The organism is Vogesella urethralis (assembly GCF_007644045.2).
In the GTDB taxonomy this organism is placed as follows: Bacteria; Pseudomonadota; Gammaproteobacteria; order Burkholderiales; family Chromobacteriaceae; genus Vogesella; species Vogesella urethralis.
In genome coordinates, this window is sequence record NZ_VMDW02000136.1 from 16228 (window position 1) to 40171 (window position 23944).

Consider the following 23944-nt stretch of genomic DNA (forward strand, 5'->3'; position numbering starts at 1 on the left):
GGCAAACAAAGCTTTTCGTGTCTTTCGTGGGGTTCGTGGCAAGAAAAAAGGAGCATTACATGAAAATTCGTGCCCAAATCGGTATGGTGCTCAACCTCGACAAGTGCATCGGTTGCCATACCTGTTCGGTAACCTGCAAAAACGTGTGGACCAGCCGTGACGGTATTGAATACGCCTGGTTCAACAACGTGGAAACCAAGCCCGGCGTCGGCTACCCCAAGGACTGGGAAAACCAGGACAAGTGGCAGGGCGGCTGGGTGCGCAAGGCCAATGGCAAGCTGGAGCCGCGTCAGGGCGGCCGGCTGAAGATTCTGGCCAACATCTTTGCCAACCCCAACCTGCCGGCCATCGACGAGTACTACGAGCCGTTCACCTACGACTACGAGCACTTGCAGAACGCGCCGGAAATGATCACGCCGCCCACCGCGCGCCCGGTGTCGGTGCTGACCGGCAAGAAGATGGACAAGATCGAATGGGGCCCGAACTGGGAAGACGACCTGGGCGGCGAATTCAGCAAGCGCAGCAAGGACGCCTTGTTCGACGGCATCCAGAAAGAAATGTACTCGGCCTTCGAGAACACTTTCATGATGTACCTGCCGCGCCTGTGCGAGCACTGCCTGAACCCGGCCTGCGTGGCCAGCTGCCCGTCCGGCTCCATCTACAAGCGTGAAGACGACGGCATCGTGCTGATCGACCAGGACAAGTGCCGTGGTTGGCGCATGTGCGTGTCCGGCTGCCCGTACAAGAAGATTTACTACAACTGGACCACCGGCAAGGCCGAGAAGTGCATCTTCTGCTACCCGCGCATCGAGGCCGGCCAGCCTACGGTGTGCTCGGAAACCTGCGTTGGCCGCATCCGCTACCTGGGTGTGCTGCTGTACGACGCCGACAAGATCGAAGCTGCCGCCAGCGTGGAAGACCCGAAGAGCCTGTACGAGGCGCAACTGGGCGTGTTCCTGGACCCGCATTCCAGCACCGTGCAGGAAGAAGCCCGCAAGCAGGGCATTCCGGAAGCCTGGCTGATCGCCGCGCAGAAGTCGCCGGTATACAAGATGGCGATGGAGTGGAAAGTGGCGTTCCCGCTGCACCCGGAATACCGCACGTTGCCGATGGTGTGGTACATCCCGCCGCTGTCGCCGATCCAGAGCGCGATGGAAAACGGCCTGATCGGCGAAAACGGCATCATCCCCGACGTGAAAGACCTGCGCATCCCCATCCGTTACCTGGCCAACCTGTTGACCGCAGGCAAGGAAGAGCCGGTGGTGAAAGCGCTGGAAACCATGGTGGCCATGCGGCGCTACATGCGCGCCAAGAGCATCCGCAAGCAGGCCGACCCGGCCACGCTGAAGGGCACTCATCTGAAGCCGGCGCAAGTGGAAGAGATGTATCAGGTAATGGCGATTGCCAACTACGAAGACCGCTTCGTCATCCCGTCCAGCCACAAGGAAATGGTGGAAAACACCTTTGATGACAAGGCCAGCTGCGGTTTTACCTTTGGCAACGGCTGCTCTGGCGGCGTATCCGAGCCCAGCCTGTTCGGCAAGAAGAAGGCTTCGCCCATCGTGTTCCACGACATGCGTCGCGACCGTAAAGCCAACGCCGGAGGCCAGTCATGAGCCAGCCCATCGTGTACCGCGCCCTGGGCGCCTTACTGGTGTACCCCGAGGCCGAGTTGCAGGCCGCCATCCCGGAACTGGCGCGCACGCTGGCCAGCCAGCCGGACGTGCTGCGCGGCGTGCAGCCGCTGCTGGCCCAGCTGGCCGAGGGTGACCTGATCGAGCTGCAGCAGGCGTACGTGCAGCTGTTCGACCGCAACCCCAGCCACTCGCTGCACTTGTTCGAGCACATCCACGGTGAAGACCGCGCCCGTGGCCAGGCCATGGTGGACTTGATCGACGAGTACCGGCAGCACGGCTTCGAGCCGGTGGCCGACGAGCTGCCGGACTACGTGCCGCTGTTCCTGGAGTTCCTGTCGCTGTGCGACGCCGACGAAGCCGCACGCCTGCTGGGCGACGCCGTGCACGTGCTGGCGCACGTGGCCAAGAAGCTGGCCGACAGCGGCTCGGCCTACGCCGGCGTGCTGGACGCGCTGGTGTGGCTGTCGCCGGTGGCGCCCGAGCCGCTGACGGTGCCGCCAATCCGCGACATGGACGAGGCGCTGGAAACCTTCGGCCCCGGCGTCGACGGTGTGGAACCGCTGCTGAAGCCGGCCATGCCGGCGGTGGCCACGGTCAACTTCTACCCCAAGGGCCACGCTGCTACCCGTTAACCCCGCAGGCGGCCAACTGCCAAGGTTGGCCGCAGCAAGGAGAAAACAATGGACTATCTGCATCAATTCGTCTTCGGGATCTACCCCTACATCGCGCTGGCGATCTTCCTGCTGGGTAGCCTGGTGCGCTTCGAGCGCGAGCAGTACAGCTGGAAGAGCGAATCCAGCCAGCTGCTGCACCGTGGCAGCCTGCGCCTGGGCAACATCCTGTTCCACGTCGGCATCATCGGCCTGTTCTTCGGCCACGCCGTGGGCCTGCTGACCCCGGTTGCGGTATGGGACGCGCTGGGCGTGACCCACAGCTTCAAGCAAGCCTTTGCCATGACCGCCGGCGGCATCATGGGCAGCCTGTGCCTGATCGGCGTGCTGATCCTGCTGGGCCGTCGTCTGGGCAACGAGCGTCTGGCGGCCAACACCACCTGGCGTGACAAGCTGGTCCTGCTGTGGATTCTGGCCACGCTGGTCCTGGGCCTGTCCACCATCGCCGTGTCTGCCCAGCACATGGACGGTCACGAAATGGTGCTGCTGATGACCTGGGCGCAGCACGTGGTGACCTTCCGCGGTGATGCGGCCAGCTTCATCGCCGAAGCCTCGCCGGTGTTCAAGGCCCACCTGTTCATGGGCATGAGCCTGTTCGTGATCTTCCCGTTCACCCGCCTGGTGCACGTGTGGAGCGGCTTCGGTGCCGTGGGCTACCTGGGCCGCAGCTGGCAGCTGGTACGCCCGCGCCGCTAAACCCGCTGCCGGTTGCGCCCGGCATGCTGATAAAAGCCAAACCCTGTTTGCCCCGCAAGCAGGGTTTGTCTTGTCAACGGCCAGGCTGCGGAGGAAGCGCCGCCGCAGCCGGCATTGTTTTTGATGACTTCACCAGAAAGACCCTTATGCAAAGCGTGGATGCGACCCGCGATGCGCTGCTGGCCCGCGCCCGGGTGCCGGACCGCAGCGAAACCCTGCCCCTGCTGGATACCGCCGGCCGGGTACTGGCCCGACCCTTGCTGGCCGGCCTGAACGTGCCGCCGCACGACAACAGCGCGATGGACGGCTACGCCGTACGTCGCCACGAGCTGCAGCGCGGTGTGGCCTTGCCGGTCAGCCAGCGCCTGCCGGCCGGCGGCCAACCTTTGCCATTGCAGCCCGGCAGCGTGGCGCGCATTTTTACCGGTGCCATGTTGCCCGACGGTGCCGACGCCGTGGTGATGCAGGAGCACACCCGTACCTTGCCCGACGGCCGCGTGCTGTTCGACGCTGCCGTCACTGCCGGGCTGAATATCCGCCGTTGCGGCGAAGACATCGCCAGCGGTAGCACGGTGCTGGCCGGTGGCCTGCGCCTGCAGCCGGCACATCTGGGCTTGGCGGCATCCGTGGGCGTGGCCTCGCTGCCGGTCTACGCACCGTTGCGGGTGGCCGTGTTCTTTACCGGCGACGAGCTGCAAGAACCGGGCCGGCCGGCCTTGCCTGGCCACATCTATAACGCCAACCGCTACTGGCTGGTGCCGGCGCTGCAGGCACTGGGCTGCCAGGTGCTGGACCTGGGCATTGTGCCGGACCGGCTGGCCGACACACGGCAACTGCTGCGCGATGCCGGCCAGGCCGCCGATGTGGTGATGACCTGTGGCGGCGTATCGGTGGGGGAAGAAGACCATGTCAAGGCGGCGGTCTGCGCCGAAGGCGAGTTGCAGCAGTGGCGGCTCGCCATCAAGCCGGGCAAGCCGCTGGCCTTTGGGCGGGTAGGGCAGGCCGATTTTATCGGTTTGCCGGGTAACCCGGTGGCCGCCTGGGTCGGCTTTACCGTGCTGGTGCGCGACTTTCTGCGTGCCCGTCAGGGCGAGATGCTGGCGCCGTGGCAGCCGCAGTGCTGGTTGCCGGCCGATTTTCACTGGCCACGTCCCGACCCGCGACGCGAGGAGTTCCTGCGGGTGCGTGTGGTGGCCGACGGCGGCACCCACGTGCTGCACGCCTATCCGCAGCAGGGCTCTGGCGTGCTGTCGTCGTGCGCCTGGGCCGATGGCCTGGCCCGCTTGCAGCCCGGTCAGGCCGTGCTGCCGGGCACTTTGCTGCCGGTGTATGGCTGGCAGGTCAATGGCTGAATCAGCGCCGGATAGCGGGCTGGAAAAACTTATTTTGTCTCAAGGAAATGCCGGCTAGCACCCCGTAGCATGCTGCGCAGTTCAACCCTGTGGATTACAAGCATGCAAGACTCGACCGTTCACCTGTTTGACGCCCGTGGCGTCGCCAAGCGTTTCCGTCATGCCGCCATTTTCGGTGCGCTGGAACAACTGCATCGCGGCGAAGTGATGCGCTTCGTCAACGACCACGAACCGTTGCCGCTGCTGCAGCAGATTCGCCAGCGCTACCAGGACCAGGTACAGATCGTGGCCGTATCGCAGCAGCCGGGCGAAGTGGTATTCGACTTTTCGGTGTTCCCGGCGGGTGCCGACGATCAGGACGCACCGCCGCCGCCGGCTGGCAGTTGCGGCGGTGGTGGCGGCGGCTGCGGTTGCAGCGGGGGCTAAGCCATGCGGCCAACCCTGAATGCGCCACCCGCTAGCGGCGGGCGTGGCAGCCTTGGCCTGCACAGCGCCGCGCCGGCGGCGCCAGTGAGCGTGTGGGCCCGGCTGGACAGCGTGCCGCACCGGGCCTTCTTTCTGGCCGGCGTGCTGGCCGCGCTTAGCCAGGGCCTGTGGTGGGCGCTGGTTTGGCTGCTGGCACCGCAACAGGCCTACGCCGCGGTGCCGGTGCACGGGCTGATGACGCCGCTGGCGGTGTTTCCGCTGTTCATGCAGGGTTTTGTGTTTACCGCCGGCCCGCGCTGGTTGAATGTCGCCGATGGCACCCCCAAGCACGGCAATCTGCTGCAGGCTGCGCTGGCGCTGACGGGCATCTGGCTGGCGTTGGCCGGTTTCATGCAGGGTGGTGCCTGGCCGCTGCCCGGTTTGCTGCTGATGGCGGCGCAATGGGCGGGCAGCTGCTGGCGTTGGGCAAGCATTTGCCGTCGCAGCCAGGTGGCCGACCGCTTGCACGGCGTGGCAGTACTGCTGGCCATGCTGGGTGGGCTGGCTGCCATGTTGGCCGCGTGTGGCTGGGTGGCTAGCGCTAACGATGCCTGGTGGGGCGTAGCGCGGCACGGTCTGTTCTGGTGCTTTTTGCTACCGGTGTTCCTGACCGTCTCGCACCGCATGCTGCCGTTCTTTACCCAGGCGGCGCTGCCAGGTCATGCGCCGTGGCGGCCTGCGCGCTTGTTGCACGGCTGGCTGGCCGGCTGCGTATTGCTGGCGGCGGCCAACCTGGCGGGCTGGCAGCAACTTGAGGTGGTGCTGGCGCTGCTGATGGCGGCCAGCCTGGCGTACACCAGTGCCCGCTGGGGCCTGCGCGCCAGTTTGCAGAACCGGCTGCTGGCCATGCTGCACTTCAGCTTTGTGTGGCTGGTGCCGGCGTTGTTACTGCAAGCGGCGGCTGCGCTGGGCTGGCCGGTGGGCGCGGCACCGGTGCACGCGCTGGGGCTGGGCTTTGCCGGCACCATGCTGATGGCTTTTGTCACCCGTGTCAGCCTGGGGCACAGCGGCCGGCCGCTGCAAGCCGATAACGGTTTTGTGGCGCTGTACGTGGCGTTGCACGCCGTGGCGGTGTTGCGTGTTGGCCTGGCGCTGGTGGGGAGTCACGCTGGCTGGCTGGCGTTGACATCGCTGGCGTGGCTGGCGGTGTTGCTGGCCTGGGCACTACGCGTGATGCCGATGTACCTGCAGCCACGGCTGGACGGCAAGGCCGGCTGACGCCATGCGGCGTAACAGCACTCCAAGCCCCTGTTTGCATGGCAAGCAGGGGCTTTGTGCTTGGGGGCGGCTAGGGTTTGTCCAGACCGTGCTCTACGGCGTACACGGCGGCCTGCACGCGGCTGCTGATACCCAGCTTGCGCAGGATGTTCTGTACGTGCACTTTCACCGTGCTCTCGGCCAGGTCCAACGCGCGGGCGATTTCCTTGTTGCTGCTGCCAAGGGCGAGGTGGCTCAGCGTTTCGCGTTCACGCGGGGTCAGGCTGTCCAGTTCGCTGTGGCGCGGTGCGGCTGCCGGGGCACGCAAGCGTGCCACCAGTTTGGCGGTCATTTCCGGCGACAGCACGCTGTCGCCGTCCACGGCCCGGCGGATGCTGTCCAGCAGGAAGTCGGCGTTGATGTTCTTCAGCAGGTAGCCACGGGCGCCGGTTTTCATGCACTCGGCCAGGTCTTCGCCGTCTTCGGACACGGTCAGCATCAGTACGGCCAGGCCGGGCTGGCCCACCAGCATCTGCGCCAGCGCGTCGCGGCCGTTCATCACCGGCATGTCCAGGTCCAGCAGCACAATGTCGGGTTGCAGCTGGGCGGCTTTCTTGACGCCTTCCAGGCCGTCGGCGGCTTCGCCGATCACGTCCAGGTCGGTCTGGCGTTGCAGCAGGGCCTTCAGGCCGCTACGGAACAGGGTGTGGTCGTCAACCAGCAAAATACGGAGCGGGGTGTTCATACGGCTTGTCTTTCGGTTCGGGGCAGGGTGAGCGTGACAACGGTGCCACTGCCGGCCCGGGGGCTGATGTGGATGCTGGCGCGGATGCGGGCGGCGCGCTCTTGCATGATGGACAGCCCGACGTGGCGGGCCTTGCGCGCTTGTACCTGTGCGTCGTCAAAACCGCAGCCGTCGTCGGCGATCGTCATCACGAAATCGTCTTCGTTGCTGATGTTCACCTCCACCCGCTGCGCCTGGGCGTGCTTGCGCACATTCGACAGCGCCTCCTGCAGGATGAAGATCACCTGCAGTTGCTGGTCCGGTGTTAGCGGCAGGCCGTTGCCGCTGAGGCGGCTTTGCGTCAGCACCCGGGCCTGGGTCTCGAAACGCTGCAGCAGGGTATCCACCGCGGCGGGGAAGTCCTGCTTGCTGATACGGGTGCGGAAGTTCAGCAGCAGCTCGCGCACGTCTTCATAGCATTCCTGTACCCCGGCCTGGATGAAGGCCAGGTTTTCGCGTGCCTGCGGGTTCAGGTCGGCCGGCAGCGCGCTTTCCAGCATCTGCACCTGCAGGTTCAGGAACGACAGCGACTGCGCAATGCTGTCGTGCAGGCCCTGTGCCATCAGGTTGCGCTCTTCCGATACGGCAAACTGGCGGTCGCGGGCGGCCAAGCGCTGGTTCTCGATGGCCACGCCCAGGTGGTTGCCCAGCGTTTCGATCAGGTACTGCTGCGGCTGCGGCAGGCGGGTGGGGCGGCGGAAATACAAGGTAAAAATGCCCACGTTTTGCTGTTTGGCGCGGATGTGGAAGATGGCCACGCTGGCAAAACCGGCCTGCTGGCAGTGCTTTTCCATATCGCCGGGGCGGTTGCTGAACAGACGTACGATGGCTTGCGGCTGCGCGACCGCGTCGCCACAGTAACAGCCTTCGATATGCTGGCAGTCGTCTGCCTGTTGCAAGGGCTCGGGCAGGCCCACCTGGGCCACCGGCTCCAGCCGGCCGCGCTTGCTGTCCACCAGCCGGATGCTGCCGGCGTCGGCGCCGCTGAGCTGCATCAGCTGGCGGATGAAGCCTTCGGCCATGTCGGCCAGTTCGTGCGATTCGTGCAGGTAAGCGGTGACGCCATACAGTGCGGTGAGCTGACGGTTTTTCTCGTCCAGCGAGCGCGTCTTGTCGCGCACCTTGTCTTCCAGCGTGGTGTAGGCTTCTTGCAGGCGGCTGGCCATCTGGTTGAAGCCGTGCGAGATGTCGGCCAGTTCGTCGTTGCCCACCACCGGAATGCGCGTGGCCAGCTCGCCGTCGCGCAGTTTGACGATGCCTTCGCCCAGCGTGTTCAGCGGGCGGATGATCAGCAGGAACAGCAGATACATCATGGTGATGGCGCCGATGATGGCCATCGCCATCAGGGCCATCTGGAATAGCCGCAGCAGGGTGGTGTTGTTGGCGTTGTCTTCTTCCACCAGCCGTACCAGGCGGTCGATCTTCTCCACAAAGCCGCTGATGTCCAGCACCGGCATGGTGGGGCCGGACAGTTGGCCGCGCCGCGCCTGCTCCAGCATCGGCATGATCTGGTCTTGCCATTGCTGCAGGATCAGCGCGGCCTGTTGCCGTACGGCAGCGTTGTCGGGCAGGAACAGCGGCCGCGCCGGGTCGCCGCGCTGCAGGCGCGCCATGGTGTCGGCAAACAGCTGCTCTTCGCGGGCGATGGTGGTGGCGTCGGCGCCTTCACTGACCATCAGCGCCACGCGGTAGCTGCGCATGCGCAGGCTGCCGGCGTCGTTGATGGCGGCGGCACCGCCTTCCAGCTTCCACGACAGCACCAGCGTATAGCCGATGGAGGTCATGGCCAGCAGCAGCCAGACGATGGTGAGGCCCAGCAGCTTGCCGGACAGGCTGCGCATGGCCTCGGGGGTGGAAAAATGCATGGCGAACACGGGCGGCTAGGGTGATGGTTCACCTTAATGCGCTTTGCCGGGTGGGGCAATCCGCCAAAAGGAGGAGGCGCCCGCGCCGCTGCCCGCCGGCCAGGCTTAGCCGTCCTGCTGTGCCAGCGGGCAGACCAGCGGCACGAAGCGGTGGCTGTCGGCGTCCAGCCCCCACAGCGCGCCTTCGTGCATGTCGAAATACCAGCCGTCCAGCAGCAGTTGCCCCGCCTTCACGCGGTCGGCCAGCCACGGGTAGCCCAACAGGTTGTTCAGCGACACCAGAATGGCCGCCTGTTCGCACTGGCGTGCCTGCACCGCCGCGCTGGCGCCGGCGTGGTGGCGGTAGGTCAGTTCGCGCGCCGGCTCGGCAATGGCCAGCCAGCGGGTGAGGGCGCTGTCTGCCGGGGTACTGCGCCGCAGCAGGGCCTGGATGCCGCCGCAGCCGGAATGGCCCATCACGATGATGCGGCCAACGTTGAGGTTCAGCACGGCAAACTCCAGCGCCGCCGCCACGCTGGCATGTTCGTTGTGCGGGCTGTACGGCGGCACCAGGTTGGCCACATTGCGGATGACGAACATCTCGCCCGGCTGGCTGCCCATCAGCGCCGGCGGATGCACGCGCGAATCGCAACAGGCAATGACCAGCGTTACCGGGTGCTGGCCCTGGCACAGGCTGGCGTATACCGGGTTGTCGGCGGAAAAGTACTGTTGCTGGAAGCGGCGAAAGCCCTGCAGCAGCGGGTCGTCCAGTGCCATGCTCAGCCCCCGGTCATCGACATGAAGCGCACCACGCGGGTGGGGGCTTCGTTGAAGGTGTGCTGTTGCGGCTTTAGTTCGATGGCGGCGCGGATGGCGGCCTCCAGCTCGGCGTCGCTACAGCCGGCGCGCAGCAGCGGGCGCAGCTCGAAACGCTCTTCCTGCCCCAGGCACAGGTACAGCGTGCCGTCCACCGACAGCCGTACGCGGTTGCAGCTGGCACAGAAATGCTGCGACAGCGGCGTGATCAGCCCCAGCGTGAACTGGCCGTCGGCGCTTTCCCAGTAGCGGGCCGGGCCGCCGCCCAGCGTCTTGCACGTTGGCCGCAGGCCGAAGCGCTGCTGCAGGCGCGCCAGCACCGGTTGCAGGTCCACGCCGTGTGTTTGCTGGCCGGTACTGCCCATCGGCATGGCCTCGATCAGGCGCAGGATCAGGCCGTTGTCGATGCAATAGGCCACCATCGGCTCGATGTCGGCTTCGTTGACGCCGGCCAGTGGCACCATATTGATCTTGATGCTGGCAAAGCCAGCGTCGCGGGCGGCTTGCAGCCCGTCCAGCACCTGCTGCAGGCAGTGGCTGCCGGTAATGCCGTGCACGCAGTCGTCACGCAGCGAATCCAGGCTCACGTTCAGCCGGCGCACACCGGCGGCGTGCAAGGCTTCCGCCTGGCTCGCCAGCTGGGTGCCGTTGGTGGTCAGCGACAGGTCGTCTACGCCGGGCAGCGCGGCCAGCCTGGCGGCCAGCTGTGGCAGGTGGCGGCGCAGTAGCGGCTCGCCGCCGGTAAGGCGGTAGCGGCGTGTGCCCAGGCGGGCAAATACCGTCACCACGCGTTCGATTTCGTCGAAGGTCAGCCAGTTGGCCGGCTCCTCGAAACCCTTGAAACCTTTAGGCAGGCAGTAGGTGCAGCGCAGGTCGCAGCGGTCGGTCACCGAAATGCGCAGGTAGTCCACGCTGCGCCCGAAACGGTCGCTCAGCATGACGGGTCCTTTCAAATGCCTACAGGAAACGCAGCGGCTGGCCGGCGCGATTGAACGCCAGGTAGCGCGCCACGTCGCCGCCGGTCTGGATGGTCTGGATCATGCGCTTGAGCGGGCCGTCGGCGGCGGCGCTGCTGCTGTCGTCGATGGCGGCCACGAACACCACTTCCCAGCGCGGGTCCAGTGCGTCGGCGTCGTGCTGCAGGCGGTCGAAATCGGCCAGCTCGGCGGGGGTCTTGTCCACGCACAGTACCGGTTGCAGGATGCCGCCTTCGCCGGCGGCAAAGCGTTCGGCTTCGGCGGGCTGGTGGTCGTCGTGCAGGCGGCGCTGGCAGAAGGCAAACAGCAGGCGCTGCGGCGCGGCTTGCTGGCGGGCGGCCTGCAGCAGGCCGTTGAAGTCGTGGATGGCAGTCATGTCGGCTTCCTCGGGAGGTTTGCCGGCAGTGTAGGCGGCGGTCACGCGTTTGCCGATACGCTGTCGGCAGGGGTGGGCTACGCCGAAAGAGGTAGCCGCTGGCCGGAAGCTTGATCCGTATCATTCAGCCGGCAACGGGCGGCGGCGATACTGCGCCATCGTCACTTACCGGGGAACCCCGCCATGTTTGCTGCCCGTATATTGCCTGTTTGCCCGAGCCAGGAGGTGTGCCATGACGCCCCGTGACCTGCGCGGCCTGACGCCGCCGCAACCGCTGGAAATCATCCTGGCCGAGGTGGACGCTGCTGCGCCCCGGCAGCAATTGTGTTACGTGCTGCCGCACTTTCCGGCCCCGCTGCTGCCGTTGCTGACGCAACAGGGGGTAGCGGTAGACAGCCAGATGCTGCCCGACTTCAGTGGCGTGCAGCTGACGCTGACTTTGCCGGGCTAGCCCTGGCCGGCGGTTCAGGCCGGCTGTGCGGCAAGCTCGCGCCGCAGTGCCGGCGCCAGCAGCGGGTAGAGCCGTACCACCTCGCCGATCAGCAACAGCGCCGGCGGTGCGATCTGCTGGCGTTGTACGGTATCGGCCAGGCCGGCCAGCGTGGTGCAGCACACCCGTTGCTGCGGTGTGGTGGCGTTTTCCACCACCGCCACCGGCGTACCCGGCAGCCGGCCGTGTTCCATCAGGCTGCCGGCAATGGCGGCAGCCTCGCCCAGCCCCATGTACACCACCACCGTTTCGCTGCAGTCGGTACGGTGGGTCCAGTCCAGTGCCAGCTCGCCTTCGCGGCGGTGGCCGGTGACCAGCGTCACCCCCTGCGCACAGTCGCGATGGGTCAGCGGAATGCCGCAGCTGGCGGCGGCGCCCAGTGCCGCGCTGATGCCCGGTACCACTTCACAGCGTATGCCTTCGGCGGCCAGTGCCGTCAGTTCCTCTCCGCCGCGGCCGAACAAGAGCGGGTCGCCGCCTTTCAGCCGCACCACGCGCCGGCCCTGGCGCGCATGGCTCACCATCAGTTCGTGGATGGCCGCCTGCGGCAGCGTATGGCGGCTGGCGCGCTTGCCGACGCAGACCAGCTCGGCCTGGCGGTTGGCCAGCGCCAGGATGTCGGGGCTGACCAGCAAGTCGTACAGCACCACGTCGGCTTCGGCCAGGCGCCGCAGCGCCTTCAGGGTCAGCAGGTCCGGGTCGCCGGGGCCGGCGCCCACCAGACTGACGTCGCCGGCCGTAAGCGGGGAAGCATGGGAAAACGGTTGCGCGGTGTTCATGGCAGCTCCTGTGATATGCAGGCTGCCAGTGTAGGAAGGGCAGCGCCCGGAAATCGTTGATTCGAATCAATGCTATCCGGATACCCCGAAACGTACAGTCCGCCCTGAATGCCGGGGTTCCGGTACACATGATGGGAGGCTGCGATGAGCACCAGTTTTACCAAGTCAACCGCACGAAACATCTTCTACGGAGGGGCGGTGTTTTTCTTCCTGCTGTTTGTCGCACTGACGTTCGACACCGTGAAGGCCCTGCCCAAGCGCGACAACCGCGCCAACCTGACCGAGCAGGTAGCGCGCGGCAAGAAGCTGTGGGAGGTGAACAACTGTATCGGCTGCCACACCTTGCTGGGCGAGGGCGCCTACTTTGCGCCGGAGCTGGGCAACGTCTACCAGCGCCGCGGGCCGGAGTTCATCAAGGCCTGGATCAAGGCGCAGCCCACCGGGGCGCCGGGCCGGCGCCAGATGCCCAATTTCCACCTGAGCGACGCCCAGATCGACGACCTGGTGGCGTTCCTGAAGTACAGCAGCCAGATCAACACCAATAACTGGCCGCCGAATATCGAAGGCTAGACGGACCAACCGTGCCAGCCGGTGCGGCCAACGTATCCAGCCCTTTACCTTAACGGGAGAAACACATGACATCCCTTGCTTCGGCAGCAGGCCGGCAAGCCACGCCGTCTGCGGCCAACGTCCAGCTCAAGTACCGCTCGCAGGCGGTGGCCAAGCCGTATTTCACGGCCGCCATCGGCCTGTTTGTCGGCCAGATCATTTTTGGCCTGGTGATGGGCCTGCAGTACGTGATCGGCGACTTTCTGTTTCCGGCCATTCCGTTCAACGTGGCGCGCATGGTGCACACCAACCTGCTGATCGTGTGGTTGCTTTTCGGCTTCATGGGTGCCGGTTATTACCTGATTCCGGAAGAATCGGAACGCGAACTGCACAGTCCCAAACTGGCCATCGCCACGTTCTGGGTATTCCTGGTGGCGGGCGCGCTGACCATCGTCGGTTATCTGGCGGTACCGTATGCCACGCTGGCGCAGATGACGGGCAACGATCTGCTGCCCACCATGGGGCGGGAGTTCCTGGAGCAGCCCACCATTACCAAGATCGGCATCGTGCTGGTGGCGCTGTCTTTCCTGTTCAACCTCAGCATGACGGTACTGAAAGGCCGCAAGACCAGTATCAGCATGGTGATGATGCTGGGGCTGTGGGGGCTGGCGATTTTCTTCCTGTTCTCGTTCTACAACCCGCATAACCTGGTGCTGGACAAGTACTTCTGGTGGTGGGTGGTGCACCTGTGGGTGGAAGGCGTGTGGGAGCTGATCATGGGCGCCATGCTGGCCTTCGTGCTGGTGAAAGTGACCGGCGTGGACCGTGAAGTGATCGAAAAATGGCTGTACGTGATCATCGCCATGACGCTGATTACCGGCATCATCGGTACCGGCCACCACTATTTCTGGATCGGTACGCCGGCTTACTGGCAGGTGTGGGGCTCGGCGTTCTCGGCACTGGAGCCGATTCCGTTCTTCATGATGACCCTGTTTGCCTTCAACATGGTAAACAAGCGTCGCCGCGAGCACCCCAACAAGGCCGCCGTACTGTGGGCGCTGGGTACCGGCGTGATGTCCTTCCTGGGGGCGGGCGTGTGGGGCTTCCTGCACACGCTGGCGCCGGTGAACTACCTGACCCACGGCACGCAGATTACGGCCAGCCATGGCCACATGGCTTTCTACGGTGCCTACGCCATGGTGGTGATGACCATGATTTCCTACGCCATGCCGCTGATGCGCGGCCGCGAAGCCAACAGCAACCGCGCCCAGGTGGTGGAAATGTGGTCGTTCTGGCTGATGACTATCGCCATGGTGTTCATCACGCTGTTCCTCACCGCCGCCGGCATCCTGCAAGTGTGGATGCAGCGCATGGGCGATACCCCGCTGTCGTTCATGGCCACCCAGGACAAACTGGCGTTCTTCTACTGGCTGCGTGAAGGGGCCGGCGTTGTGTTCTTCATTGGCCTGCTGCTGTACATCATCAGCTTCTTCGTCGGCAAGGACGAAGCCCGCTAAGCCGGGTAGCCGTGGTGCCGCGTCTGGCTTGCAGGCCGGGGCGGCACGGTGCGCGAGTGCGCAATCCGGCCCGCAGGCAGCGTCGGGCGCCAAATAAAGGGGGTGCGGAGGCGCACCCTTTTTCTGTTTTGCCGCCACGGCTTGCGGCCGGGTGCAGCCTTTGTCTTCCTCATCCCGCGCTGTCCGCGCACGGCATGCGTCCGCCAGCGCGCCCCTTTTGTGGAGGTGATATGTCCCACGCCATACCGGTCATACCGCGCCGGGTGCCCGGCGACCTGGCCATGTGGTTTTTCATTCTGGCGGAGCTGGCCGTGTTCGGCCTGCTGTTTGCCGCCTGCGCTTACGCCCGCTGGCAGCAGCCACTACTGTTTGCCCGCCAGCAGGCCGGGCTGCCGCTGGGGTGGGCGCTGGCCAATACCGCCTTGCTGCTCAGCGGCAGCGCCGCCGTGTTCAATGCCTGCCGTGCCTACGCAGCCGGGCGGGGGCATGCCGGGCGACGCTGGCTGCTGGCCTGCCTGCTGTGCGGCAGCGGCTTCGTGCTGCTGAAAGGCCACGAGCTGGGGGCGCTGTTTGCTGCCGGCATCAACTTGTCTAGTAACAGCTTCTGGATGTTCTACCTGTCGCTGGCGGGCTTTCATTACCTGCACGTGCTGCTGGGCATGGTGATCGTCGCGGCGGTGTGGTGGCGTGCCGGGCAGGGTGCCTACGCGGCCAACCATGACGGCGTGGAAACCGCCGCCGCTTACTGGCACATGGTGGACCTGGTGTGGCTGGTGCTGTTCGCCCTGCTGTACACCGCCCGCTAGGGGCGGGCGGCGTTTTCTTATTGCGCATCAAGGCAGCGCCGGCAGGGCACAGGTAGGCTGCCGCCATGACATCCCCCCACCTTCACCGCATTTACTGGCGCCTGTGGCTGGCCTTGCTGCTGCTCACCGCCGCGCTGGCACGGCTGGCCGATACGCTGGCCCCAGGCCCGCTGTTGCTGACACTGGCGCTAGGCGGCGCCTGGCTGAAGGGCGCGCTGGTGGCCGAGCACTACATGGGCCTGCGCCGCGCGCCGCTCTGGCTGCGTGCAGCCGTGCACGGCTGGCTGCTGCTGGTGTGTGGCGGGATCCTGCTGACCTTCCTGCCGGAGTTGCCATGAACGCGCCCCACCGAGCCGCCGCTGCGGCACCGCTGCCTTTCTACCAACCGCTGGCCGACGAATGCGAGGTGTTCGAAGCGGCCTGGCGCCAGCAACTGCCCTTGCTGATCAAGGGCCCCACCGGCTGCGGCAAAACCCGCTTCGTGGCGCACATGGCCGCCCGGCTGGGTCTGCCGCTGTTTACCGTGTCCTGCCACGATGACCTGTCGGCGGCCGACCTGGTAGGCCGCCACCTGATTGCCGCCGGCGATACCCAGTGGTGCGACGGCCCGCTTACCCGTGCCGTTCGCGCTGGCGGCATCTGCTACCTGGACGAAGTGGTAGAAGCGCGCAAGGACACCACCGTGGTGCTGCACCCGCTCACCGACGACCGCCGCATCCTGCCCATCGAACGTACCGGCGAACAGTTGGCCGCACCGCCCGGTTTCATGCTGGTGGTGTCGTACAACCCCGGCTACCAGCACGTGTTGAAAACGCTGAAGCCCTCCACCCGGCAGCGCTTCGTGGCGCTGGCGTTCGACTTCCCGCCGCCGGCGGTAGAGCTGACCGTGCTGCGCGAAGAGGGCGGCGCCGACGAAGCGCTGGCGCGCCGGCTGGTGGCGCTGGCCGCCCAGTTGCGTCGCTTGGGCGGTTATCACCTGGACGAAGCGGTCAGTACCCGCCTGCTGGTGTACGCCGCCAAACTCGTCGCCAGTGGCATGGCCGCCCGTACCGCCTGCCGCGTGGCGCTGGTGGAGCCGTTATCGGACGAGCCGGATACGCTGGCCGCGCTGATGGCGGTGGTGGATACCCAGTTCGGAGCCTGAGATGGAAGACCTTGTCGGCAGCTGGTGGGACCGGCTGGTACGCCGTGCCGCCTACCCGGGCTACCCGCAGGCGGCGGTGCTGCTGGATGACGTGGCACCGCAGGCGCTGCTGTTCTTTCGCGCCATGGGGGGCGACCCCGGGCTGGCGGTGCGCAGCGCGGTGGGCACCGCCCACGGCGCGCGCCGGCGCTGGCTGGCCCGTCTGGCCGGCACCGACACCCACGTCGAACTGGCCTGGCGTGACGGCCAGGCGCTGTACCTGCCCGAGCGCATCGACCTGTACCCGGATGCCGAACTCAACCGCGGTCTGTACTTCTGGCTGATGGCGCTGGCGGCCCAGCCGCCGGGGCAAGGTGACTGGCTGCAGCGTAACGGCGAGGCTGCTGCGCGCTGCCTGGCGGCCATGCCGGGGCTGGCCAGCCTGTACCAGCGGCTGGTAGCCGCCTTGCTGCCGCTGCGCAACTGGCCGGCTGCGGCGCCGGCCTTGGCTGCCGAGCAGGCCATCCGCCACGCCTTGCTGCAGCCGGGCACAGCAACCGCTTTGCCCGCCGGCAGCCCGCCACCGCAGCCGGTGCCGCTGTGGCTGCACCCGTCGCCCCCGTCTGCCGCTGCGGCCAACCAGGACGATGGCCAGCAGCCGGAGCAGGGCGATGGGTGCAGCCGCGACGGCAAGGCCCGGCGCCGTTACCGTGCCCGCCGCGACAACCCCGACGACCGCAAGAACGGCATGCTGTTGCAGTTTCGCGCCGAAAGCATCTTTACCTGGGACGACTACGTGCGCGTCAACCGTCACCAGGACGAGGATGAACCCGACGACGGCGCCGCCGCCGAAGACATGGACTGTCTCACCGTCAGCCGCGACGGCAAGACCCGCGCCAGCCGGCTGAAGTTTGACCTCGACCTGCCGGCCGCCGCCTACGATGACACGCCGCTGGGCGACGGTTTGCTGCTGCCGGAATGGGACTACCGCCGCGAGCGGCTGGTGGCCGAGCACTGCCGCTTGCAGCCGATGCTGCCGCGTGACGCCAGCCCGGCACCGTTGCCGGACAAACTGCAGGCGGCTGCCCGGCGTTTGCGGCGGCAATTCCAGGCCTTGTCACCCGAGCGCAGCCGCAAAAGCGGCGAAGCCAGCGGGCCGGACCTGGACCTGGACCGCATCATCCGCTTCCTGGCCGAGCAACGCAGCGGTGTGGCCGTGGCCGAACCGCCGTTGTACCAGGCGTGGCCGCCCGCCGGGCGCAGCATGGCCTGCCTGCTGCTGGCCGACCTGTCGCTGTCTACCGAAAGCTGGCTGGGCGAGGCCGGGCAGGTGATTCATGTCATCCGCGACAGCCTGCTGCTGTTTGCCGAAGCACTGGCGGCCTGCGGCGACGCCTTCGGCCTGTACGGCTTTTCGTCACTGCGGCGCAGCGAGGTGCGCTACCTGCTGCTGAAAGACTTTGGCGAGCCCTACGACGATGCCGCACGCGGGCGCATTCTGGCCATTCGCCCGGGTTACTACACCCGCATGGGCGCCGCCATCCGCCAGTCCACCACCATCCTGTTGCAGCAGCCGGCCCAGCGCCGCTTGCTGCTGATCGTGTCCGACGGCAAACCCAACGACCTGGACCACTACGAAGGCCGCTACGGCGTGGAAGACACCCGCCAGGCGGTGCTGGAAGCACGCCGCGCCGGGCTGATTCCGTTTTGTGTCACCGTCGACCGCGAGGCCGGCGATTACTTGCCGCACCTGTTCGGCAAACGCGGTTACAGCGTGGTGCACGACGCTCGCCGCCTGCCCCAGGTGCTGACCAGCCTGTACGCCAGCCTGACTGCCTGAAACCCGTGTACCGGAGTGTGCCATGCGCCGCAAATTCCCCATTCATCCCGCCCATCCCGAACGCCTGTGCTGGGGCTGCGACAAGTATTGTGCGGCCAACGACCTGCAATGCGGCAACGGCTGCGGCCGTACCCAGCACCCGGCCGAGCTGCTGGGTGACGACTGGTTCCTGCACGGCGACTGGGGCTTCAGCACCGAAGAGCTGGCGCGGTTTACCGGTCTGGAAAGCGTTGATTCGAATCAATGATGATGTGCTGAGGCGGGGCGGATGATGCACGCATGAATTCCCTCATAGCGTGATGGAGAGCATCATGACAAGCTTCAGGACCCGCACCCTGTTACAGGGTATCTTGCTGGCCGGCCTGCCGTTGGCCGCCTCGCTGGCGTACGCCGACGCCGTGACCAAGGCGGTCACCCCGGCCGAAACCGCCTACCAGGCCGGTGGCTCGCCACTGGCCGGCGAGGAAATGCACCAGAACCTCAACCCCAAAGCGCCGCCGATGACCAAGGCGGAGTTCACCCGCGCCCGCCAGATCTATTTCGAACGCTGCGCCGGCTGTCACGGCGTGCTGCGCAAGGGGGCCACCGGCAAGCCGCTGACGCCCGACATCACCCTGGGCAAGGGCACCGACTACCTGAAGATCTTCATCGCCTACGGCAGCCCGGCCGGCATGCCCAACTGGCAGACCTCCGGCGAGATGAGCGAGCAGGACGTGGACCTGATGGCGCGCTACATCCAGCAGGAGCCGCCGACGCCGCCCGAGTTTTCGCTGGCCGACATCGAGAAGTCGCGCAAGGTCTACCTGCCGGTTGACAAGCGCCCGACACGCAAGATGAACAACTACAACCTCGACAACCTGTTCTCGGTGACGCTGCGCGACAGCGGCGAGGTGGCGCTGATCGACGGCGACAGCAAGCAGATCATCAACATCGTCAAGACCGGCTACGCGGTACACATCTCGCGGCTGTCCAAGTCCGGCCGCTACCTGTACGTGATCGGCCGCGACGCGCGCCTCAACCTGATCGACCTGTGGCTGCCCAAACCGGACAACGTGGCCGAGGTGAAAGTGGGGCTGGAAGCGCGCTCGGTGGAAACCTCCAAGTACAAGGGCTTCGAAGACAAGATCGCCGTGGCCGGCACCTACTGGCCGCCGCAATTCGTGATCATGGACGGCGACACGTTGCAGCCGCGCAAGATCGTGTCCACCCGTGGCATGACGGTGGACAACGAGTACCACCCCGAGCCGCGCGTGGCGTCCATCGTGGCCAGCCACTACCGCCCCGAGTTCGTGGTCAACGCCAAGGAAACCGGCAAGATCATGATGGTGGATTACAGCGACCTGACCAACCTGAAAACCACCACCATCGATTCGGCCAAGTTCCTGCACGACGGTGGTTTCGACAGCAGCGGCCGCTATTTCCTGGTGGCGGCTAACGCCTCCAACAAGATTGCGGTGGTGGATACCAAGACCGACAAGCTGGCGGCCTTGGTAGACGTGGGCAAGATTCCGCACCCGGGGCGCGGGGCCAACTTCGTGCATCCCAAGTACGGCCCGGTATGGAGCACCTCGCACCTGGGCAGCGACGACGTGACGCTGATCGGCACCGACCCGGTGAAACACCCGCAGTACGCGTGGAAGGCCGTTGCCACCTTCAAAGGGCAGGGCGGCGGTTCGCTGTTCATCAAGACGCACCCGAAATCCAGCAACCTGTGGGTGGATACCCCGCTTAACCCCGACGCCAAGGTCAGCCAGAGCGTGGCGGTGTACGACATCCGCCAGCTGGACAAGCCGCCGCAAGTGATCGACATCGCCGCGTGTGCCGGCCTGGACGATGACGGTGCCAAGCGCGTGGTGCAGCCGGAGTACAACAAGGCCGGTGACGAAGTGTGGTTCTCGGTGTGGAGCGCCAAGAACAAGCAGTCGGCCATCGTGGTGGTCAACGACAAGACCCGCCAGTGCAAGGCCGTCATCAAGGACAAGCGCCTGATTACGCCGACCGGCAAGTTCAACGTGTTCAACACCCAGCACGACGTTTACTGATCCAACCATCACGGCGGGCTGCGGCCCGCCCAGGGAGCCAATATGAAAACCCCTCTGCTTACCGCCATGCTGCTGTCTGCCGGCCTGCTGCTGGCCACCTCCGCCCAGGCCTCGCCGGAACTGGCCAAGAAGTACAACTGCCTGGCCTGCCACAGCGTAGACAAGAAAGTCGTCGGCCCGTCGTTCAAGGATATCGCCAGCAAGTACAAGGGCCAGAACGTGCAGGCCAAGCTGGAAGAGAAAGTGAAGAAGGGCGGCGCCGGCAGCTTCGGCCCGGTGCCGATGTCACCCAACCCGCAAGTGCCGGACGCCGACCTGAAGGTGTTGGTGAAGTGGGTGCTGTCGCAGTAAGCCCCCCGCGCCGCCAACCGGTACTGGTATGGCGGCGTGGCGGCCAACCTTGCGCGGGCCGGCCCGGCCCGCGTTAGCCGGAGTTTTGTCATGACGATGCCACCGTACAAACCGGGTGGCCTGATTGGCCTCATCCTGATGCTGCTGGCCTGTGCGCTGCTATTTGCCAGCGAGGCGGTGCCGGCATCCCCCGTCCCGCCGCCGGAGGCGGCCCGACGCCAGGCACTGCTGCACCTGCTGCGCGAAGACTGCGGCGCCTGCCACGGCCTGACGCGACAGGGCGGGCTGGGCAGCCCGCTCACCGCCGCCGCGCTGGCGGGCAAGCCGGCCGATAGCCTGGTGGCCACCATTCTCGACGGTCGCCCCGGTACCGCCATGCCGCCGTGGCGGCCCTTCATCAGCGAGCAGGAAGCCCGCTGGCTGGTTGAACTCTTGCAACAGGACCCCCCGCGATGACGCTGCGATTCTTGCTGATCCCCCTGTTGGCCGCCGCTGTGCTGGCCGGCTGTGCCACCCCCACGCTACGCGGCAGCGGCGACCTGGGGGTGGTGATCGAACGTGCCGCCGGCAGCCTGCAGGTGGTGCAGCAACAGCCGCCAGCCAGCCTGGCGCGCGTCAGCGGCCTGGGCGACCTGTCGCACGCGTCGCTGGTGTATAGCCGTGATGCCCGCTATGTCTACGTGTTTGCCCGCGACGGCGGCCTGTCCAAAGTGGACCTGCTCACCGGCACCTTGCAGGCCCGTGTGATGCAGGCCGGCAACAGCATTGGCGGGGCCATTTCCAGCGATGGCCGCATCGTGGCGGCACAGAACTACAGCCCCGGCGGGGTGAAGCTGTTCGACGCCGACACACTGGCGCTGCTGGCGGACATCCCGGCGCAGGATGCTGCCGGGCAGCCGTCGCGCGTAGTGGGCCTGGCTGACCTGCCGGGCAACCGCTTTGCCTTTGCGCTGTTTGACGCCGGCGAAATCTGGCTGCTGGATGCGGCCAACCCGCGTCAGCCGGCCATTACCCGTTACCGCGGCATCGGGCGGCAGCCTTACGACGGCCTGGCCAGTAGCGATGGCCGCTACTACATCGCCGGCCTGTTCGGCGAGGACGGCCTGGCCTTGCTGGACACCTGGCATCCCGACGCCGGTGTACGCCGCATCCTGCCGGGGTACGGTCAGGGCGAGGCCAGGTTGCCGGTGTACAAGATGCCGCACCTGCGCGGCTGGAGCCTGGCCGGCGACTATGCGTTCTTCCCCGCCATCGGCCAGTCGCAGGTGCTGGTGGCCGACAGCCGCAGCTGGCAGCCGGTGGCCAAGGTGGCGGTATACGGCCAGCCGGTGTTCGTGATGGCCGAGCCGGGCGGGCGCCGCGTGTGGGTGAACTTTGCTTTTCCGCACAATGACACCGTGCAGGTGATCGACGTCCCCAGCATGCAGGTGGTGCACACGCTGAAGCCGGGGCGCGCCATCCTGCACATGGAGTTCACCGCTCGTGGCGACGCGGTGTGGTTGTCCAGCCGCGACGACGACAAGGTGGTGGTCATCGATACCCGTACGCTGGCCGTGCGTGCCGTACTGCCGGCGGCCAACCCGTCTGGGATCTTCTTCAGCTGGCGCGCCGGCCGCATGGGGATGTGACATGCTGCAGCCGCACGACCCGCTATTGCAGTTGCTGGACCGCTACCAGCGCGACTTCCCCTTGCTGGCGGCGCCGTTTGCGCTGCTGGCCGACGAATGCGGCCTCAGCGAAGCCCAACTGCTGTTGCGCCTGCGTCTGGTGCAGCAGCAAGGCCTGCTGGCCCGGCTGGGGGCCGTGTTTGCCCCCAATACCGTGGGCGCCAGTACGCTGGCCGCGCTGGCGGTGCCGCCGGCGCAGCTGGACGCGGTGGCCGCGCTGGTCAGCGCCCAGCCCGAGGTCAACCACAACTACGCGCGCGATCACCATTACAACCTGTGGTTCGTGCTGGCTGCCGATAGCCGCCCGGCGCTGGACGCTGCGCTGGCACGCATCGCCAGCGTGACCGGCCTGACGCCGCTGGACCTGCCGCTGCAGCGCGAGTACCACATCGACCTGGGTTTTGCGCTGGGCCGCCACGGCCCGCCGCGGCGTGCGCGCTTGCCGGCAGCGCAGCGCGTGCCGCAGCTGGCGGCAAGCGACCAGCGCCTGCTGGCGGCACTGGGGCCGGGCTTGCCGCTGCAGCCGCAGCCGTTTCTGGCCCTGGCCGCTGCCAGCGGGCTGTCCGAACTGCATGTGCGCCAGCGCCTGCAGCAGTGGCTGGACGACGGCGTGATCCGCCGTTTCGGCTTTGTGCTGCGCCACCGCGAACTGGGCTACCACGCCAACGCCATGTGCGTATGGCAAGTGCCTGCCGCGCAACGCGACGCCATCGGCACGCAACTGGCCGCCGATGCTGCCGTCACCCTGTGCTACGCCCGCCCACCGCAGGGGGCGCACTGGCCGTACAACCTGTTCTGCATGGTGCACGCCCGCAGTAGCGACGAGGCGGCGGCACACTACCGGCGGCTGAACGCCGATTACGGCTTGCACGCCATGCCGTCGGCCATGCTGCTGTCTACCCGTCGTTATACCCAGCGCGGTGCGCGCTACCAGCAAGGGCTGCTGACCCCATGACTTCTCCATTGGCACTGGACGCGCTGGACGCGGCCATCATCGCCGGCTTGCAGGGCGGCTTTCCGTTGCAGGATGCCCCGTACGAGGTAGCCGGCCAGCGCTGGGGCCTCAGCGGCAGCCAACTGCAACAACGCCTGGCCGCACTGTTGCAACGCGGGGTGCTGACCCGTTTCGGCCCCTTGTACCAGATAGAACGCATGGGCGGCTGCTTCCTGCTGGCGGCGCTGGCGGTGCCCGAAGCGCGCTACGACGCGGTGGCGGCGCAGGTCAACGCCCTGCCGGCGGTGGCGCACAACTACCGGCGCGAGCACGCGTTGAATATGTGGTTCGTGTTGGCTACCACCAGTCAGGCGGACCTGGCCGAGGCGATGGCCCGCATCCAGGCCGACACCGGCTTGCCGGTGTATGGCTTTCCCAAGCTGCGCGAGTACTACGTGGGCATGCAGTTGCTGCCCGGCGGCGACAGCGCGGTAGGGCGGCAGGCGGCCACCGTTACCGACACGCCACCGCCGGTGCTGGACGACGCCGACTGGCGGCTGATTCGCGCCACCCAGGCCGGCTTGCCGCTGCTGGACGCGCCGTGGGCAGCGCTGGAGGCCGGCTGCCAGCTGGCGCCGGGCGAGGCCTGCCGGCGGCTGGCAGCCTTGCTGGCGGGCGGGGTGATCCGCCGTATCGGCGTGGTGCCCAACCACTACGCGCTGGGCTATGGCGCCAACGGCATGGCGGTGTTCGATGTGGACGACGCGGCGGTGGACGCACTGGGCACACTGCTGGGGGCGCAGCCGGAGGTCAGCCATTGTTACCGCCGCGCGCGGCAGCTGCCGTCCTGGCGCTACAACCTGTTTGCCATGTGCCACGGCGCCAGCCACGCGCAGGTGACGGCCACGGTAAACCGGCTGCGCTGCTTGTTGGGCGCGGCCTGTGGCGACCATCAGGTGCTGTTTTCGAGCCGTATCCTCAAGAAGACCGGCTTGCGGGTGTAGGGTAGGTGCCCGGCCTGGCCGCACGGC

Annotated in this window: 26 protein-coding genes; 20 read left to right on the forward strand and 6 right to left on the reverse strand. The window is 66.6% G+C overall.

The genetic code is table 11. From position 1 onward, the window contains the following. Positions 1–59 precede the first annotated feature (59 nt). The 6 genes from narH (at position 60) to FLQ03_RS17515 (ending at position 6039) form a co-directional block, all read left to right on the forward strand. Positions 60–1616 carry a nitrate reductase subunit beta gene (narH, locus tag FLQ03_RS17490; protein WP_144371485.1) on the forward strand — a complete coding sequence of 519 codons (1557 nt, stop codon included), beginning with the start codon at positions 60–62 and terminating at the stop codon, positions 1614–1616. Continuing rightward, a complete protein-coding gene (gene narJ, locus FLQ03_RS17495; RefSeq protein ID WP_144371486.1) occupies positions 1613–2269 on the forward strand; it encodes a nitrate reductase molybdenum cofactor assembly chaperone in 657 nt (218 codons plus the stop codon). The genes narH and narJ overlap by 4 nt, the downstream gene beginning before the upstream one ends. 48 nt (positions 2270–2317) lie before the next feature. Next, entirely contained in the window at positions 2318–3004 is a 687-nt protein-coding gene (narI, locus tag FLQ03_RS17500; RefSeq protein WP_144371487.1) for a respiratory nitrate reductase subunit gamma, read from the forward strand. Positions 3005–3150: 146 nt separating this feature from the next. Beyond that, the gene (locus FLQ03_RS17505) at positions 3151–4356 is read left to right on the forward strand and encodes a molybdopterin molybdotransferase MoeA (RefSeq protein ID WP_144371488.1); all 1206 of its coding nucleotides are present in this window, start codon (positions 3151–3153) and stop codon (positions 4354–4356) included. A 102-nt stretch (positions 4357–4458) separates the two neighbouring features. After that, entirely contained in the window at positions 4459–4782 is a 324-nt protein-coding gene (locus tag FLQ03_RS17510) for a DUF2249 domain-containing protein (protein WP_144371489.1), read from the forward strand. Positions 4783–4785: 3 nt separating this feature from the next. Continuing rightward, the gene (locus FLQ03_RS17515) at positions 4786–6039 is read left to right on the forward strand and encodes an NnrS family protein (protein WP_144371490.1); all 1254 of its coding nucleotides are present in this window, start codon (positions 4786–4788) and stop codon (positions 6037–6039) included. 70 nt (positions 6040–6109) lie between these two features. Here FLQ03_RS17515 and FLQ03_RS17520 read toward each other — a convergent pair whose 3' ends face one another. The 5 genes from FLQ03_RS17520 to FLQ03_RS17540 all read right to left on the reverse strand — a co-directional run bounded on the left by FLQ03_RS17520 (position 6110) and on the right by FLQ03_RS17540 (position 10815). Next, positions 6110–6763 carry a response regulator gene (locus FLQ03_RS17520; protein WP_144371491.1) on the reverse strand — a complete coding sequence of 218 codons (654 nt, stop codon included), beginning with the start codon at positions 6761–6763 and terminating at the stop codon, positions 6110–6112. Beyond that, entirely contained in the window at positions 6760–8667 is a 1908-nt protein-coding gene (locus tag FLQ03_RS17525) for a type IV pili methyl-accepting chemotaxis transducer N-terminal domain-containing protein (protein ID WP_144371492.1), read from the reverse strand. Before FLQ03_RS17525 ends, FLQ03_RS17520 begins: the two co-directional genes overlap by 4 nt. Before the next feature lie 105 nt (positions 8668–8772). Beyond that, on the reverse strand, positions 8773–9423 hold the full coding sequence (locus FLQ03_RS17530) for a carbonic anhydrase (RefSeq protein WP_144371493.1): 651 nt from the start codon (positions 9421–9423) through the stop codon (positions 8773–8775). A gap of 2 nt (positions 9424–9425) precedes the next feature. Next, the gene (gene moaA, locus FLQ03_RS17535) at positions 9426–10400 is read right to left on the reverse strand and encodes a GTP 3',8-cyclase MoaA (protein WP_144371494.1); all 975 of its coding nucleotides are present in this window, start codon (positions 10398–10400) and stop codon (positions 9426–9428) included. Positions 10401–10419: 19 nt separating this feature from the next. Further along, on the reverse strand, positions 10420–10815 hold the full coding sequence (locus FLQ03_RS17540) for a ribonucleotide reductase subunit alpha (RefSeq protein WP_144371495.1): 396 nt from the start codon (positions 10813–10815) through the stop codon (positions 10420–10422). Between the two features lie 232 nt (positions 10816–11047). Between FLQ03_RS17540 and FLQ03_RS17545 the strand changes: the two genes are divergently transcribed. After that, positions 11048–11266, forward strand: a complete 219-nt coding sequence (locus FLQ03_RS17545) for a DUF2249 domain-containing protein (protein WP_144371496.1) — start codon at positions 11048–11050, stop codon at positions 11264–11266. Positions 11267–11280: 14 nt separating this feature from the next. Here FLQ03_RS17545 and cobA read toward each other — a convergent pair whose 3' ends face one another. Beyond that, entirely contained in the window at positions 11281–12084 is an 804-nt protein-coding gene (gene cobA / locus FLQ03_RS17550; protein WP_144371497.1) for a uroporphyrinogen-III C-methyltransferase, read from the reverse strand. A 144-nt stretch (positions 12085–12228) separates the two neighbouring features. On the opposite strand from cobA, the gene FLQ03_RS17555 reads away from it, so the two are divergent. The 13 genes from FLQ03_RS17555 (at position 12229) to ahbB (FLQ03_RS17615) (ending at position 23917) form a co-directional block, all read left to right on the forward strand. Beyond that, positions 12229–12654, forward strand: a complete 426-nt coding sequence (locus tag FLQ03_RS17555) for a c-type cytochrome (protein ID WP_144371498.1) — start codon at positions 12229–12231, stop codon at positions 12652–12654. A 65-nt stretch (positions 12655–12719) separates the two neighbouring features. Continuing rightward, entirely contained in the window at positions 12720–14150 is a 1431-nt protein-coding gene (locus FLQ03_RS17560) for a cbb3-type cytochrome c oxidase subunit I (RefSeq protein WP_144371499.1), read from the forward strand. Between the two features lie 230 nt (positions 14151–14380). Next, positions 14381–14956: a cytochrome c oxidase subunit 3 gene (locus FLQ03_RS17565; RefSeq protein ID WP_144371500.1), complete on the forward strand. Its 576-nt coding sequence runs from the start codon at positions 14381–14383 to the stop codon at positions 14954–14956. Between the two features lie 65 nt (positions 14957–15021). Continuing rightward, positions 15022–15294, forward strand: coding sequence for a cytochrome C oxidase subunit IV family protein (locus tag FLQ03_RS17570; RefSeq protein ID WP_144371501.1), 273 nt, complete (start codon positions 15022–15024; stop codon positions 15292–15294). Then, on the forward strand, positions 15291–16100 hold the full coding sequence (locus tag FLQ03_RS17575; protein ID WP_144371502.1) for a CbbQ/NirQ/NorQ/GpvN family protein: 810 nt from the start codon (positions 15291–15293) through the stop codon (positions 16098–16100). The genes FLQ03_RS17570 and FLQ03_RS17575 overlap by 4 nt, the downstream gene beginning before the upstream one ends. A gap of 1 nt (position 16101) precedes the next feature. Beyond that, on the forward strand, positions 16102–17919 hold the full coding sequence (locus tag FLQ03_RS17580) for a nitric oxide reductase activation protein NorD (protein WP_144371503.1): 1818 nt from the start codon (positions 16102–16104) through the stop codon (positions 17917–17919). 22 nt (positions 17920–17941) lie between these two features. Beyond that, positions 17942–18166, forward strand: coding sequence for a DUF3079 domain-containing protein (locus tag FLQ03_RS17585; RefSeq protein WP_144371504.1), 225 nt, complete (start codon positions 17942–17944; stop codon positions 18164–18166). A 64-nt stretch (positions 18167–18230) separates the two neighbouring features. After that, entirely contained in the window at positions 18231–19961 is a 1731-nt protein-coding gene (locus FLQ03_RS17590) for a nitrite reductase (RefSeq protein ID WP_144371505.1), read from the forward strand. Between the two features lie 42 nt (positions 19962–20003). Continuing rightward, the gene (locus FLQ03_RS17595) at positions 20004–20312 is read left to right on the forward strand and encodes a c-type cytochrome (protein WP_144371506.1); all 309 of its coding nucleotides are present in this window, start codon (positions 20004–20006) and stop codon (positions 20310–20312) included. A 90-nt stretch (positions 20313–20402) separates the two neighbouring features. After that, positions 20403–20768, forward strand: coding sequence for a c-type cytochrome (locus tag FLQ03_RS17600; RefSeq protein ID WP_144371507.1), 366 nt, complete (start codon positions 20403–20405; stop codon positions 20766–20768). Beyond that, the gene (locus FLQ03_RS17605) at positions 20765–21940 is read left to right on the forward strand and encodes a cytochrome D1 domain-containing protein (protein WP_144371508.1); all 1176 of its coding nucleotides are present in this window, start codon (positions 20765–20767) and stop codon (positions 21938–21940) included. Before FLQ03_RS17600 ends, FLQ03_RS17605 begins: the two co-directional genes overlap by 4 nt. Before the next feature lies 1 nt (position 21941). Then, a complete protein-coding gene (gene ahbB / locus FLQ03_RS17610) occupies positions 21942–22934 on the forward strand; it encodes a siroheme decarboxylase subunit beta (RefSeq protein WP_144371509.1) in 993 nt (330 codons plus the stop codon). Next, complete coding sequence (ahbB, locus tag FLQ03_RS17615) at positions 22931–23917, forward strand: siroheme decarboxylase subunit beta (protein WP_144371510.1); 987 nt, start codon at positions 22931–22933, stop codon at positions 23915–23917. Before ahbB (FLQ03_RS17610) ends, ahbB (FLQ03_RS17615) begins: the two co-directional genes overlap by 4 nt. Positions 23918–23944 lie beyond the last annotated feature (27 nt).

Coding starts and splice junctions, on each gene's coding strand:
- narH (WP_144371485.1), top strand. CDS start 60: ATGAAAATTCGTGCCCAAATCGGTATGGTGCTCAACCTCGACAAGTGC.
- narJ (WP_144371486.1), top strand. CDS start 1,613: ATGAGCCAGCCCATCGTGTACCGCGCCCTGGGCGCCTTACTGGTGTAC.
- narI (WP_144371487.1), top strand. CDS start 2,318: ATGGACTATCTGCATCAATTCGTCTTCGGGATCTACCCCTACATCGCG.
- FLQ03_RS17505 (WP_144371488.1), top strand. CDS start 3,151: ATGCAAAGCGTGGATGCGACCCGCGATGCGCTGCTGGCCCGCGCCCGG.
- FLQ03_RS17510 (WP_144371489.1), top strand. CDS start 4,459: ATGCAAGACTCGACCGTTCACCTGTTTGACGCCCGTGGCGTCGCCAAG.
- FLQ03_RS17515 (WP_144371490.1), top strand. CDS start 4,786: ATGCGGCCAACCCTGAATGCGCCACCCGCTAGCGGCGGGCGTGGCAGC.
- FLQ03_RS17520 (WP_144371491.1), bottom strand. CDS start 6,763: ATGAACACCCCGCTCCGTATTTTGCTGGTTGACGACCACACCCTGTTC.
- FLQ03_RS17525 (WP_144371492.1), bottom strand. CDS start 8,667: ATGCATTTTTCCACCCCCGAGGCCATGCGCAGCCTGTCCGGCAAGCTG.
- FLQ03_RS17530 (WP_144371493.1), bottom strand. CDS start 9,423: ATGGCACTGGACGACCCGCTGCTGCAGGGCTTTCGCCGCTTCCAGCAA.
- moaA (WP_144371494.1), bottom strand. CDS start 10,400: ATGCTGAGCGACCGTTTCGGGCGCAGCGTGGACTACCTGCGCATTTCG.
- FLQ03_RS17540 (WP_144371495.1), bottom strand. CDS start 10,815: ATGACTGCCATCCACGACTTCAACGGCCTGCTGCAGGCCGCCCGCCAG.
- FLQ03_RS17545 (WP_144371496.1), top strand. CDS start 11,048: ATGACGCCCCGTGACCTGCGCGGCCTGACGCCGCCGCAACCGCTGGAA.
- cobA (WP_144371497.1), bottom strand. CDS start 12,084: ATGAACACCGCGCAACCGTTTTCCCATGCTTCCCCGCTTACGGCCGGC.
- FLQ03_RS17555 (WP_144371498.1), top strand. CDS start 12,229: ATGAGCACCAGTTTTACCAAGTCAACCGCACGAAACATCTTCTACGGA.
- FLQ03_RS17560 (WP_144371499.1), top strand. CDS start 12,720: ATGACATCCCTTGCTTCGGCAGCAGGCCGGCAAGCCACGCCGTCTGCG.
- FLQ03_RS17565 (WP_144371500.1), top strand. CDS start 14,381: ATGTCCCACGCCATACCGGTCATACCGCGCCGGGTGCCCGGCGACCTG.
- FLQ03_RS17570 (WP_144371501.1), top strand. CDS start 15,022: ATGACATCCCCCCACCTTCACCGCATTTACTGGCGCCTGTGGCTGGCC.
- FLQ03_RS17575 (WP_144371502.1), top strand. CDS start 15,291: ATGAACGCGCCCCACCGAGCCGCCGCTGCGGCACCGCTGCCTTTCTAC.
- FLQ03_RS17580 (WP_144371503.1), top strand. CDS start 16,102: ATGGAAGACCTTGTCGGCAGCTGGTGGGACCGGCTGGTACGCCGTGCC.
- FLQ03_RS17585 (WP_144371504.1), top strand. CDS start 17,942: ATGCGCCGCAAATTCCCCATTCATCCCGCCCATCCCGAACGCCTGTGC.
- FLQ03_RS17590 (WP_144371505.1), top strand. CDS start 18,231: ATGACAAGCTTCAGGACCCGCACCCTGTTACAGGGTATCTTGCTGGCC.
- FLQ03_RS17595 (WP_144371506.1), top strand. CDS start 20,004: ATGAAAACCCCTCTGCTTACCGCCATGCTGCTGTCTGCCGGCCTGCTG.
- FLQ03_RS17600 (WP_144371507.1), top strand. CDS start 20,403: ATGACGATGCCACCGTACAAACCGGGTGGCCTGATTGGCCTCATCCTG.
- FLQ03_RS17605 (WP_144371508.1), top strand. CDS start 20,765: ATGACGCTGCGATTCTTGCTGATCCCCCTGTTGGCCGCCGCTGTGCTG.
- ahbB (WP_144371509.1), top strand. CDS start 21,942: ATGCTGCAGCCGCACGACCCGCTATTGCAGTTGCTGGACCGCTACCAG.
- ahbB (WP_144371510.1), top strand. CDS start 22,931: ATGACTTCTCCATTGGCACTGGACGCGCTGGACGCGGCCATCATCGCC.